Here is a 12,515-nt window from a genome sequence, read left to right on the forward strand (position 1 = left end):
CGATCCGGATCCGGCTGGCCGCCCCATATTCCATAATGCCCGGACCCTGCTTTACGAAATGGAGGCGGTCAGCCGGACATCTTCAACACCGATCAGGGCAGCCAGTTCACCAGTCCACGCTTCACCCGCCTCTTGATCGTGGCCGGCATCCGGGTGTCGATCGATGGCCGTGGCCGATGGATGAAAACCGTCTTCATTGAACGCCTGTGACGATCGATGAAGTACGAGTGGGTCTGCCTCCATGCTTTCGAGACAGGCAGCGAGGCCAGGGTCGGGATCGGCCGCTGGATCGATTGTTACAACGCCGACCGCCCGCACTCGGCACTCGGCGGCAAAACCCCGGACGAGGCCTACCAAGGCACAACCAACCAAATCAGATCGGCGGCGTGACACGAACCCGAACCATGCTTATTCCGGCCGCCAAGCTTTCCGGGAAATGGGAATCACGTCATTCCTTTGAGTTTGAACGTGATGGGCAAGAATTTGGCTCAGATGGCTGTCGCAGTCCGGTGCCGACCCCAGAGGGTCAAGCCGAAAAGGAGGAGACCGGCGAGCGTGAGGCCGAAGCCGGCCCAGGCGGGTGACAGAAGGCCGAACCCGGCGTCGATGGTCAGCCCGCCCATCCAGGCGCCCAGGGCATTGGCGGCGTTGAGCGAAGCGAGATTCATCGCCCCCATCAGGCTCGGCGCTTCCGGTGCAAAACGGGTGAGGCGCACCTGGATCGTTGGGATCGCCACCATCATCGCCGCCCCTACGCCGAACAGGGCGGGGAAGAGCAGCCAGGGATTGGCCCCGCCAAAGGCAAGCCCAGCCAATATGACGAGGGCGCTGCCGTAACCCAGAATGATGCCTCGCGCGGGATAGCGATCCGCCAACTGGCCGCCAATGAGGTTGCCTGTGGTCATCCCCATGCCGAAAACGGTGAGTGCGATCGGGATCATGGTGGCGGAAAGATGCGTGGCATCCGTCACGATCGGGCCGATGAAGGTGTAGACGGCGAAGATGCTGCCGACGCCGATCGCGGCGACCAGCATGACGCCCCAGACGGATCCCTTGCGCAGTGCCGATAGTTCCTGAACCACCGGCACGCCATTCAGCGCATCGGTCTGCGGCACCCACCGATAGATCGATGCGAACGCAAAAGCCGCAAGGACAGCGACGGCGACATAGGTTTCGCGCCATCCCAGGGTTTGGCCCATGAACGTGGCGAGCGGCGAGCCGAAGATCGTCGCGACCGTCAGGCCCGTCATGACGATCGCAAAGGCCTTGCCGGCGTGCCCCTGTCCGACCACATGGGACGCAACCACGGCGCCGGCCCCGAAATAGGCGCCCTGCGGCATGCCGCTGATGAAGCGGGCAACCATCAGCCATCCGAGATTGTCCGCCATGGCCGAGAGCAGATTGCCGACGACGAAGAGGGCCATGAGCATCAGCAGGAGCGTGCGCCGGTTGAGCCGGGCGGCCGCCAGCGTCACCAGCGGTGCGCCGATCACGACGCCGGAAGCATAGGCGGTGATTGCGTTGGTGGCCTCCGGCACGGTGAGGCCAAGGCTCTCTGAAAAGAGCTGGATGATCCCCATGCTCGCGAACTCGGATGTGCCGATGACAAAACTGCCAAGAGCGAGTGCCAGAAGCGGCAGGGTCTTGTTCTGAACGATGGATGACGGGTGGCCGGGCGCATGGGCCGATGCCCCGGCGGGGCGATGAAGGCGTGGGTCGTCCAGCGCCAGCGATGCTGACTTGCTCATTTCAACCTCCATGACTGTATGGTGTGCCCGGCGCGACGCCCGGGGATCGACGCGCTCAGTCGGCCAGACTTGCGAAGTCGGTGTATCCTTCGGCCCCGCCGCCGTAATAGGCGCTGGGCGGGGCATCGAAGAGCGGCGCGTTACGACCCAGTCGCTCGACCAGATCGGGATTGCCGATGAAAGCGCGGCCGAACGAGATCATGTCGGCATGGCCGGACGTGATGGCGTTCATGGCCATTTGCCGATCATAGCCGTTGTTGGCGATGTAGCTGCCGCCGAACGCCTTGTGCAGGGCCTTGAAATCGAACGCCGAAGACGCGTTTTCTTGGCGCAACTGACCTTCGACACAGTGAAGATAGGCAAGGCCGAGGGTGCCGATCTGCTGCACGAAATGGCCATAGGTTGCCTGCGGATCGCTGTCGAGCGGCGTCTCGCCAATCGCTGTGGAGAGCGGCGACAGCCGGACGCCGACCCGGTCCCCGCCCCAGAGTCCGGCGACGGCCTTCACGACCTCGATCGGAAAGCGCGCACGGTTCTCGATCGAACCGCCATAGATGTCCGTGCGCACATTGGTGCTGTCGCGCAGGAACTGGTCGAGCAGATAGCCATTGGCGGCATGCACCTCGACGCCATCGAACCCGGCCTCCATGGCCAGTCGGGCGGCGTGCCGATAATCCTCGACCAGGCCGGGTATTTCGTCGGTCTCCAGCGCGCGCGGCATGGAGGGGACATCATCGCCGGCCAGCGTGTAGACGCGGCCGCCACCGCGAATTGCCGATGGCGCGACCGGCGCGGCATCATTCTCCTGCAGGCTGCTGTGCGACACGCGGCCGACATGCCAGAGCTGGAGCACGATCTTGCCGCCTTCCCCATGCACCGCCTCGGTCACCGCGCGCCAGGCCTCGACGTGGGCTTCGGTATAGATCCCCGGCGTGTAGGCGTAACCGCGGCCTTGACGTGAAATGTTGGTGGCTTCGGTGATGATGAGACCCGCGGAGGCGCGCTGACGGTAATAGTCAACGGCGAGCGGGCTATGCACGCCATCCATTCCAGCGCGCGAACGCGTCAGCGGCGCCATGGCGATGCGGTTGGAAACCGCGATGGCGCCGATGGATGTCGGTGTGAACAGGTCGGTGGCTTTCGTATCGGACATGGCAACATTCCTTTCGTGCTGACCCTGCGGACCTCTTTGGGTTGGCCCGTCGCCGATACAGATCGCATGCCTCCGCAGGATTGATTAGACAGCCGCTTTTCACCGGATTTGATAGTCTGGTTCACAGATCGGGCGACATGGCGGCGCCGGCCATGCTATAAGGATCGCCGTTTCGGGAAACCGCGTCACAGGCGGGACATGGACAACCGCGCAGGCGAAATGATGGTGTTCGTCCGGGTCGTCGAGGCGGGCAGCTTTTCCGAAGCCGCCCGACTGATGCTGATGACGCCTTCAACCGTGTCCAAGCTGATCGCCCGGCTGGAAGCCCGGCTTGGAGTGCGGCTTATCGAGCGCTCGACGCGCAGGCTTGCGCTGACCGAGGAGGGGCAGTTCTATTATGAGCGAAGCCAGAAACTGCTCGGCCAGCTCGATGAGACGGAACAGCAGATCGCGCATGGCGGCGCCGAGGCCGAGGGCGTCGTCCGCGTCACTTCGTCGGTAAGCTTCGGCACGACAGCACTCGAGGCGCTGCTGCCCGCCTTTTTCGAGGCCTATCCGAAGGTGATCGTCGATCTTTCGCTCTCGGACGAGGTGGTCGATCTCTATCTCGACCGCACCGATGTCGCGATCCGCGTCGGCAAGCTGACGGATTCGAACCTGATGGCGCGCAAGATCGGCGAGACGAAGCGGTGCATCGTGGCGTCCCCCACCTATCTCAAGCGGCACGGCACGCCGAAGACGCCGGAAGATCTCATTCACCATAATTGTCTGGGTTTCAACTTCCGCCGTGCCATGCCGGTCTGGCCGATGCGCGAGGGCGGGCGGATCGTCGAGCGGATGCTGAGCGGATCGCTGCTGGTCAACAATGGCGACACGCTGCGCCGGATGGCAATCGCCGGCGTGGGGATCATCCGGCTGGCCGACTATCATCTGCGCGGCCCGATCGAGCGCGGCGAACTGGTCGAGCTTCTCGCCGACAGCGACATCGGCGTGGTGGACGACGTCCATGCCCTGTTTCGCGGATCCCAGTTCCTGCCGGCGCGGGTGAGAAGCTTTCTGGACTTCATGGTGCCCCGAATGCAGAAATTCCTGGAGTGATCGAGGCGACCGAGCCGCTCGGGAAACGAACCGGCCAGCCTCCAGTCAACGCCGGCTCTATCCGAGCACCTCCATCCGCATCACCTCCACGCCGCCTTCCGCCAGTTCGGGGAGCTTTGCGAACCATGCCTGGACATAGGGCATGGCGTTATGCGCCTCGAAATCCTCGCGCGTCGCAAAGATTTCATAGAAAATGAAGTGTCCAGGTTCAACCCGATCCTCCTGCAGGAAATAGACAAGGTTCTTTGGATCGCTTCGAACCGACGCCACGAGAGGAAGAGTGGCTTCGCGGAGTTCGGCGGCCTTGCCCGGTTTTGCCCGTACCTGAGCAACGATCGACCAGGCATCTTGCGGGATCCGGGGGTAATGGACGTCCTCCCTGGGCGCAGCGCTTTCCTGAGCCGGCGCCTGTGCGGGGATGGCAGCCATCAACAGTGCAGGGAGTGCGAGCGTGATGAGCGGGATGCGCATGCGGATCTCCTCATGCCGAAGGGGGAGGGGCGGGACGGAACGGCCCGTTCCATCCCGGAAGGATCACAGGCTGGAGCGTGCACGCTGGCGCCCCGCAAGAGCATTGGCGAAGCGCTGCTTAACCGGCCCGATCGCCTTGACGAACTCGAGCTGTTCGCCCTCCGGACCCTTGCAGTAGATCAGTTCCCAACCGTCGGACGGCGCGACCGTGACCTTGTTGGTGTTGGTATCCTGCGGGGCGGAGCGGCGCTCGGCCTCGCTGCGGACGCGGATGGTGCGGTTCGCGCGCACCTGCGTCACGCCACGACGTGCGGATTCGGCCTCAAGATCGGTGATGAACGCGTTGAAGTCGACGTCATCGGCGACATGGAAGCAGATGTGCATCATCCGAGGGAATGCCGGACTCATATTCTCCAGCGGCGGCGCGAAGCTGTTGGGGCCGCCCATCGGCTGGTCGGCGTTGCGATACTGCAGAAGCTCGATCACCACATTGTCGAACTGGATGAAACGGACGTCGAGGCGTTGGTCGCCATCGCGCAGGTTCGGCACGCCGATCGTGGTTGGATCGACATGCAGCTCATTGGCGCGGATTTCCTGATCGGCGAGCAGGGTGTTCTGGACCGGATCGCCCTGAAAATCCCCGTGGCGGAACACCTCAGTGCCACCCAGCACCTCGGTATAGAACTCATAGGCCCGCTCCATATTCTGCACGGTCAGGCCGAAATGCTGAACGCCCTGAAGCCGCAGGCCGAGCGGCGCAGCATTGCGGGAGGCGGCTGACATGCTCCCTCCGGTTTGCGCGATTGCCTGACCGCCCAAGCCGGTTGCGGCGCCGATAGCCAGGGCGGCCCCGGTGGTGCGAAGGACGTCCCGCCTGCCGAGATTGGTGGCATCATCTTTACGCACGCTGTCCATGATCATTCTCCTTCGGTTTGATTGGGGAGCACCCGATACGGGGCGCAGGGGTCCTTCCGGTCGCTGCAGGGCGCAGTGACCGGGAAAGCATCAAGAAGGGGGAAGCGTTCAGCCGGTGACGGGAAGCGGGGCCGCCGGATTGACGAGGCCGGCATCGCGCAGCTCGCGCCAGAATTCCGCCGGCACGGCTTCATCGAGCGCGGCGCGATCTTCGGCGATGCGGCCGGGGCGGCTGGCGCCAGGGATCACCGCCGCGACCGCGGGATTGGCGAGCGCGAACTGAAGACCGGCCGCCTTCATCGAAATGCCGTGGCGATCGGCGATCGCCTTGATCGCTGCAACTTTCGCCAGAATGGCCGGCGTGGCTGGCGCATATTCGAAATTCGGTCCACCGACGAGCGCACCGGAACTGTAGGGGCCGCCGACCACGATCCCCAGCTCCCGCTCCGCCACTTTCGGCATGACGCGCTGGAGCGCGCGGTCATGGTCGAGCAGCGAATAGCGCCCGGCCAGCAGGAAGCCGTCGGGACGCGGCCCTTCGAGATCGAGCAGCAGCTCGATCGGCTCGACGCGATTGACGCCCAGGCCCCAGGCCTTGATGACGCCCTCGTCACGCATCCGGTCCAGCGCCTTGAACGCGCCGCGCCGCGCCTGCTCGAACATGGCGAGCCATTCGTCACCGTAGAAATCCTGCGCGATGTCATGGACCCAGGCGATATCGATATGGTCGGTCTTCAGGCGCTTGAGGCTGTCTTCGATCGAGCGGTAGGCGGCCGCCTCCGAGTAGTCGTTCACGATCTTGTTCGGACGGCCATATTTGAAGACGTCGCCCTTCTCGCCCAGATCACGGGCGCTCACATCCTCGATCTCATCGAGAATGATACGGCCGACCTTGGTGCTGATGACGAAATCCCCGCGCGGCTTGTCGGCCAACGCCGCGCCCATGCGGATCTCGGCAAGACCCGCGCCGTAGAAGGGCGCATTATCATAATACCGGATGCCGTCATTCCAGGCCGCTTCGACCGTCGCGCGGGCTTCCGCTTCGGGGATGTCGCGAAACATATTGCCCAGCGGCGCGGCGCCGAAACCGAGCTTCCCCGGCAGAATATCCTTGAGTGCCATCGTCTTGAACCTTCCTTCCAGGCTGAACCCCGTGCTCAGCGTCGAAAGAAGAAATATCCGCAGCGGGAAACCGGCAGTAGCCAGGCCGCAATCGCAGAACTTTGGAAGGCGCTTCACAGACGCACAGGCATCTGGAAAAGCACGGTGGCCGAGCGCGCCGGAACTGGCGCAAACTCCATCTGGCCGTCAATCCCGATACCGGCGAGCTCCTGGCCTCGGAGCTGACGTCCAACGAGGAAGGGGATGCCTCTCTGGTTCGCCCGCCCGATCAGCACGGTGCTGGCCGACGGCGCGTACGACGGGGAGTCGGTCTACCGTGCGGTCGCCGCCCACAGCCCTGCGGCGGAGGTGATCGTCCCGCCACGCTCGACGGCGGTGCCGAGCGCCACGACCGGAAATGCCCCCAGCCAACGCGACCGCCACATCCAGAGGATTGCCGAGTGTGGTTGGCTGGCCTGGCAGCGGGCCGTCCGGTACGGCCGCCGCTCCTTGGGCGAGGTGGCGATGATGCGCTACAAACAGGTGATCAGCCGCAGCCTCCGCGCCCGGACTCTGCCCACGCAGAAGGTCGAGGCCGCCGTCGGCTGCAAGGTCCTGAACATCATGGCCATCCTCGGCATGCCCATCTCCCGCAAGGGCGCCTGATTACCCGCCACCGGCCGCTGGACTCCGTGTTCACGGCGATTTACGCGCCAAAGTCGGCTTTGGGCATTCCTCTCAATGAGCCAGCGGTTCCGTGCGGCGGCATCATTCATACATCATGATGGGTGGGCCAACAAACTGAGCTATTTGCAGGAAGGCAGTGGCATACCAAGGTATGTTCATCCGCTATTAACTCGGCCGTACCACCCTGCGACATCTTGTCCAGGGGGACCTTTGAAGTGGGTATCTTATTGAGCGTCGCGGTTGCCATAGCAGGTGGGTTTACAGCCGAAATCGCGGATCTCGGCGACCGCCGGGAAATTTCCGTCGTCCGTCGCGCAGGAACAGAAGTCTATCATGAGGTGACCACAGCATCGCTCGACGCCTGCATCATGCGTTTCGCCGCAGGACCGACCGGCCCAGCTTGAGCATCGTTGTGGAACATTGGGCCAGTTTCGGGGGTGATCAGCGTACCGCGCACTGGGTCGCCCGGTCGATCACAGCCTCGATGCTGGCCGGCCCGCCGGCCAAATCCTTCAGGACCTGATGCACGACCCTGACGGCGCCGATCAGGACGGTAAGCAAGAATTTCGCGCATGAGAACGCGCCGGACCTGGAGGAAATTGCATTTGGCCGTCAATCCAGACACCGGTGCCTTCCTCGCCTCCGAGCTGAGGACCACGAACGACGGCGATGCCTCTCTGGTCGGCGCCCTGTTGGAAAAGGTCCCGCAGGAGATCGCCGCAGTTCTTGCGGACGGCGCGTATGACGGTGATCCCGTCCACCGGGCCGTGGCGGCGCACTCAGCTGAGGCCGCGGTGATCATCCCACCGCGGAAAAGCGCGGTGTTGAGCGACACGGCCGAAACGGCGCCGACCCGACGCGACCGACATCTTCAGCTGATTGCCGAAAAGGGCCGGTGTCACGCCGCGTCGCCTGAACATTCCGGGAAAAGGCGAAATCCGCCGGTGCACCGATTTTTGCTCCAAAATCAAGTTGCGTAGCAGGTGTCGTTGGGGCGCTGATAACCCCTCTCCTTGCCTCCGGTCGGGTTAACGTGACAATGCCTCACCGACAAGCTGAAGTCCTAACGCGGCAGCCAAGAAGGACCTCGCTCGGTCCCAGCTATCTGTCGGTAAACAGTGTCCTCTCGAACCGCCAGCCTCAACAAGTTGACGATGCCCTCCCGCCTCCCTGCAACACGCCGGATGCTGCCCGCGCCAAGCCGGCATAGTGGCGCACGTCGAAGGCAATGAACTCCACTTCGGCGTCGGTGACGTCGCGCAGATGTTTGGCCGGGCTGCCGGCCCAGAGCTGGCGGGCGGGGATGCGCTTGCGCGGGGTCAGCACAGCGCCGGCCGCCAGCATGGCGCCGCTTTCCACGACCGCGCCGTCCAGCACGATTGCGCCGATGCCGACCAGACAGCCGTCCGCCAGCGTACAGCCATGCATCCGCACGCCATGGCCGATCACGATATCGGCACCGATGAAGGTCGGATACTCGTTCAGCATGACGTGGACGATGGTGCCGTCCTGGATGTTGGTGCGCGGCCCTACCGTGATGCTGTGGTCGTCGCCGCGCAGCAAGCAGCCGTACCAGACGCTGGCCTCCACCCCGATGGTGACGTCGCCGACCACCACGGCGCCGGGGGCGATGTAGGCGTCGGCGGCGATGCGCGGCCATACTCCCTTGACGGGCTGGATGATGGCGCCGGGGTGACGGGCGAGCAGGGCTTCCCCGGTTTCGAAGGCCCCGGTTTCGAAGGCGGTTTCAGTTGCGCTCTCGGTGCTCATTCTCTGTTGTCCTCTTCGGGGCCTGCGGGCGTTTGGCGCCGGTCAGGAGGCGAGCCGTTCGGCCTCTGTCTCCGCTGCCGGATCGGCAATCACCCCGGCGGCGAGCAGGCGGTCGATGTCGGCCCGGGTGTAGCCCAGTCCGGTCAGCAGCGCCGCGCTCTGCGCGCCCACCGGCGGCAGCGCCATGCGCGGTTCCAGCCGGCGGCCGTCCAGCGTCAGCGGCAGAAGCGGGACGCGGGTCTCCCCGCCGGTTTCGGTGGTGATGGCGGCAAGCCCGCCGCTTTCGATCAGGTGGGGGTCGTCGAACAGCTCCTCCGGCCGGTTGATCGGGGCATAGGGCAGGCCGTTGCGCTCGAACAGTTCGGCAATCTCGGCCTTGCTGTAGGCGGTGAGACGGCGGCGGATCTCCGGCAGCATCCAGTCGCGGGCGTGGCAGCGCTTGGTGTTGCCGTCCAGCCTGGGGTCGGCCAGCAGATCGTCGAAGCCGAAGGCGGTGCAGAAGGTCCGCCACTGCACGTCGCTGACCGCGCCGAGGAAGATCTGCTCGCCGTCCTTCACCTCGAAGGTGTCGTAGATGCTGAAGGCGGCGATGCGTTCGGGGAAGGGCGGCGGGGCCTCGCCGGTCACGGCGAATTGCTGCATGTGCTGGGCCGACAGCAGGACGCAGGTCTCGTATAGTCCGGACTGGATGTCCTGGCCATGGCCGGTGGCCTCGCGGGTGCGCAGCGCCGCCAGGATGCCGATCACCCCGAACATGCCGCCCATGATGTCGTTCACCGAGCTGCCGGCGCGCAGCGGCCGGCCGGTAGGGCCGGTCATGTAGGCGAGCCCGGCCATCATCTGCACCACCTCGTCCAGCGCCGTGCGCTTTTCATAGGGGCCGGGCAGAAAGCCCTTCAGGGACAGGTTGATGATGCGCGGGTTGCGCGCTTTGAGGCTGGGATAGTCGAGGCCGTATTTCGCCATCAGTCCGGGGCGGAAATTTTCCAGCACCACGTCGGCGGTGTCGACCAGCCTATGGACAGCGGCTAGACCGTCCGGGTTGTTCAGGTCGACGGCCAGCGACTGCTTGTTGCGGTTGAAGGTGCGGAAGAAGCCGGCGGCGGCGCCCGGCAGGGCGCGGGTCTTGTCGCCGGTCACCGGCTCCACCTTGATGACGTCGGCGCCGAGATCGCCCAGGATCATGCCGCAGGTCGGCCCCATCACCATGTGGGAGAATTCGACGACCCGGATGCCGGCCAGCGGGAGGGTGGCGGCAAGGTTGTTGGCGTCAGGCATGGACGGTGCTCCGGTGGAAATGCTTCGGCAGACCAGCGGCGGCGATCTTGCCGTGCAGCGTCTGGCCGGGAAGCAGGGTGGCGAGCAGGCGTTGCGCCTCGATCAGGGCGTCCAAATCGATGCCAGTGTCGAAGCCCATCGCCTCCAGCATGAAGGTCAGATCTTCGGTGGCGACATTGCCGCTGGCGCCGGGGGCGTGGGGGCAGCCGCCCAGTCCGCCGAGCGAGGCGTCGAATTCGCGGATGCCGATGTCCAGCACGGCAAGGCAGTTGGCAAGGCCGAGACCGCGGGTGTCGTGGAAATGGGCGCTCTGCAACCGGTCGCCGGCGATGTCCTTCACCCGCTTATACAGGCGGCGGACCTGCGCCGGATCGGCATAGCCGACGGTGTCGGCGAGCGCCACGCGGTCGGCGCCCGCCTCCAGGCAGGCCTCGGCGAGACGGACCACCTCGTCCTCCGGCACCTCGCCCTGGATGGTACAGCCGAAGGCGGTGGAGATGCCGGCGTCGATGCGGGTCTTGTAGCCGCCTTCATCGCGGGCGCGGCAGACGCGGGCCAGTTCCTCCACCGACTCCTCGCGGGTCTTGCGGATGTTGGCGCGGCTGTGCGCCTCGCTGGCCGACAGCGGCAGGACGATGACGTCGGAGCCGGCATCGAGCGCGGCCGTGGCGCCCTTCAGGTTGGGGGCCAGCGTGTGGACGATGACGCCAGGCAGTTTGCGGGCGCCGACCACCACCTCCGCCGCATCGGCCATCTGGGGCAGCAGCTTGGGCGGAACGAAGGAGGCGACCTCGAACCGGCGGACACCGGCACGGAACTCGGCCTCCAGCCAACGCAGCTTGCCGGCGGTTGGCATCACGCGGTCGAGGATCTGGAGCCCGTCGCGCAGGCCGACCTCGACGATGGTCACGGGGGCTTTTGTCATGGCAAGGAGTCTCCGTTCGGATGCGCGCGGGAGGGCGCGCATCCGGGGGAAGGCTTTGAAGGGAATGCGGTTTGGAAGCCGGCGGTTACGTTCCAAAGCCGGCGGCCTGCGGCAGCCAGAGCGAGAGCTGCGGGAACAGCCAGATGATGAACAGGCCCGCCATCATCAGCAGCACATAGGGCAGGGCGCCGCGCGTCACCTCGGCCAGGGAGGAGGTGGTGATGCCCTTGATGACGAACAGGTTCATGCCGACCGGCGGGGTGATCAGCGCCAGTTCCAGATTGATCATCAGCATCACGCCGTACCAGATCGGGTTGATGCCCAGCGCGGTCATCACCGGCAGGATGATCGGCGTGGTGATCAGGATGATGGCGATGGTCTCCAGGAACATGCCCAGGATGAAGATCGCGACCATCACCGCCAGGATGAAGCCGCTCTGCGACAGGCCCAGCGTCGCCACGGTTTCCATGATCTGGGCCGGCAGGCGGATGATGGTGATGGCGTGGCCGAACATGCCGGCGGCGGCGATGATCATGAACAGCATGACGCTGGTCCGCATCGTCTGCACACCGCAGTCCAGCAGGTCGGCGAGGGAGATGTTGCGGTAGACCAGCAACGCCACCGCCAGCGCATAGACCGCACCGACCGCCGCCGCTTCGCCGGCGGTGAAGATCCCGAGATAGATGCCGCCCAGGATCAGCGGCGGCATCATCACCGCCCAGACGGATTTGCGGAAGGCGGCGGCGACGGTGCCGAAGCCGGGCCAGGGCTGCGACCGCACACTGTCCATCCGCTTGGCCTGGAGCCAGCTGTACCCGGCGAAGATCACCGCCATCAGCAGGCCGGGAATGATGCCGGCCAGGAACAGGGCGCCGATGGAGGCGTCGGTGACGATGGCGTAGAGGATCATCGGCCCAGACGGCGGGATCAGGATGCCCAGGGTGCCGCCCGCCGCGATCAGCCCGTAGGTGTCGCGCTGGCGGTAGCCGTAGCGCTTCATCTGCGGGATGGAGATCGACCCGATGGTCAGCGCGGTCGCCACCGAAGACCCGGAAATGGTCGAGAAGATGGTGCAGGACAGGATGGTGGCGAAGCTGAGCCCGCCCTTGATGTGCCCGACCAGCGTGTTCGACATCTCATAGAGGTCGTCGACCACCTTGGCCTTGATCATGATGTGGGCCATGAAGGCGAACATCGGGATGGTGGCGAGCAGCGGGTTGTTCAGGCTGGCGAACACCGCGTCGGCCATGCTGTCGACGCTGCCCTCGAACAGGGCCAGCACGCCGAGGGAGGTGAGGGCGAGGGCCGCGAAGATCGGCATGCCGCTGAACAGCAGGAGCAGCAGCAGGCCCAGGATCAGGAAGGTCAT

At 65.0% G+C, this 12,515-nt stretch carries 10 protein-coding genes and 3 pseudogenes; 4 read left to right on the top strand and 9 right to left on the bottom strand.

The window, feature by feature from the left end:
* Positions 1 to 66: 66 nt before the first annotated feature.
* Positions 67 to 390: pseudogene (locus ABNQ39_RS27420) on the top strand (transposase); the annotation flags it as partial.
* Between the two features lie 98 nt (positions 391 to 488).
* Here ABNQ39_RS27420 and ABNQ39_RS27425 read toward each other — a convergent pair.
* Together ABNQ39_RS27425 and ABNQ39_RS27430 are read right to left on the bottom strand one after the other, a co-directional pair.
* The gene (locus tag ABNQ39_RS27425) at positions 489 to 1,748 is read right to left on the bottom strand and encodes an MFS transporter (RefSeq protein WP_376964486.1); all 1,260 of its coding nucleotides are present in this window, start codon (positions 1,746 to 1,748) and stop codon (positions 489 to 491) included.
* 55 nt (positions 1,749 to 1,803) lie between these two features.
* Positions 1,804 to 2,901 (bottom strand): alkene reductase, encoded by a 1,098-nt coding sequence (locus tag ABNQ39_RS27430; RefSeq protein ID WP_376964488.1) that lies wholly within the window; start codon positions 2,899 to 2,901, stop codon positions 1,804 to 1,806.
* 198 nt (positions 2,902 to 3,099) lie between these two features.
* Between ABNQ39_RS27430 and ABNQ39_RS27435 the strand changes: the two genes are divergently transcribed.
* Complete coding sequence (locus ABNQ39_RS27435) at positions 3,100 to 3,999, top strand: LysR family transcriptional regulator (protein WP_376964490.1); 900 nt, start codon at positions 3,100 to 3,102, stop codon at positions 3,997 to 3,999.
* A 57-nt stretch (positions 4,000 to 4,056) separates the two neighbouring features.
* Here ABNQ39_RS27435 and ABNQ39_RS27440 read toward each other — a convergent pair whose 3' ends face one another.
* The 3 genes from ABNQ39_RS27440 to ABNQ39_RS27450 all read right to left on the bottom strand — a co-directional run bounded on the left by ABNQ39_RS27440 (position 4,057) and on the right by ABNQ39_RS27450 (position 6,507).
* Complete coding sequence (locus tag ABNQ39_RS27440) at positions 4,057 to 4,470, bottom strand: putative quinol monooxygenase (RefSeq protein WP_376964492.1); 414 nt, start codon at positions 4,468 to 4,470, stop codon at positions 4,057 to 4,059.
* Between the two features lie 63 nt (positions 4,471 to 4,533).
* Positions 4,534 to 5,385, bottom strand: coding sequence for a VOC family protein (locus tag ABNQ39_RS27445; protein WP_376964494.1), 852 nt, complete (start codon positions 5,383 to 5,385; stop codon positions 4,534 to 4,536).
* 108 nt (positions 5,386 to 5,493) lie between these two features.
* Complete coding sequence (locus ABNQ39_RS27450; RefSeq protein ID WP_376964496.1) at positions 5,494 to 6,507, bottom strand: aldo/keto reductase; 1,014 nt, start codon at positions 6,505 to 6,507, stop codon at positions 5,494 to 5,496.
* Between the two features lie 128 nt (positions 6,508 to 6,635).
* Between ABNQ39_RS27450 and ABNQ39_RS27455 the strand changes: the two are divergent.
* Together ABNQ39_RS27455 and ABNQ39_RS27460 are read left to right on the top strand one after the other, a co-directional pair.
* Positions 6,636 to 7,152, top strand: a pseudogene (locus tag ABNQ39_RS27455) (transposase); the annotation flags it as partial.
* Between the two features lie 602 nt (positions 7,153 to 7,754).
* Positions 7,755 to 8,069: pseudogene (locus tag ABNQ39_RS27460) on the top strand (transposase); the annotation flags it as partial.
* 244 nt (positions 8,070 to 8,313) lie between these two features.
* Here ABNQ39_RS27460 and ABNQ39_RS27465 read toward each other — a convergent pair.
* From ABNQ39_RS27465 to ABNQ39_RS27480, 4 genes are all read right to left on the bottom strand, one after another.
* Complete coding sequence (locus ABNQ39_RS27465; RefSeq protein ID WP_376964498.1) at positions 8,314 to 8,943, bottom strand: gamma carbonic anhydrase family protein; 630 nt, start codon at positions 8,941 to 8,943, stop codon at positions 8,314 to 8,316.
* 42 nt (positions 8,944 to 8,985) lie between these two features.
* On the bottom strand, positions 8,986 to 10,221 hold the full coding sequence (locus ABNQ39_RS27470; RefSeq protein ID WP_376964500.1) for a CaiB/BaiF CoA transferase family protein: 1,236 nt from the start codon (positions 10,219 to 10,221) through the stop codon (positions 8,986 to 8,988).
* Positions 10,214 to 11,146 carry a hydroxymethylglutaryl-CoA lyase gene (locus tag ABNQ39_RS27475; RefSeq protein ID WP_376964502.1) on the bottom strand — a complete coding sequence of 311 codons (933 nt, stop codon included), beginning with the start codon at positions 11,144 to 11,146 and terminating at the stop codon, positions 10,214 to 10,216. Before ABNQ39_RS27475 ends, ABNQ39_RS27470 begins: the two co-directional genes overlap by 8 nt.
* An 85-nt stretch (positions 11,147 to 11,231) precedes the next feature.
* Positions 11,232 to 12,515, bottom strand: a complete 1,284-nt coding sequence (locus ABNQ39_RS27480) for a TRAP transporter large permease (RefSeq protein ID WP_376964504.1) — start codon at positions 12,513 to 12,515, stop codon at positions 11,232 to 11,234.

The organism is Azospirillum sp. A26 (assembly GCF_042604635.1).
GTDB lineage: Bacteria > Pseudomonadota > Alphaproteobacteria > Azospirillales > Azospirillaceae > Azospirillum > Azospirillum palustre.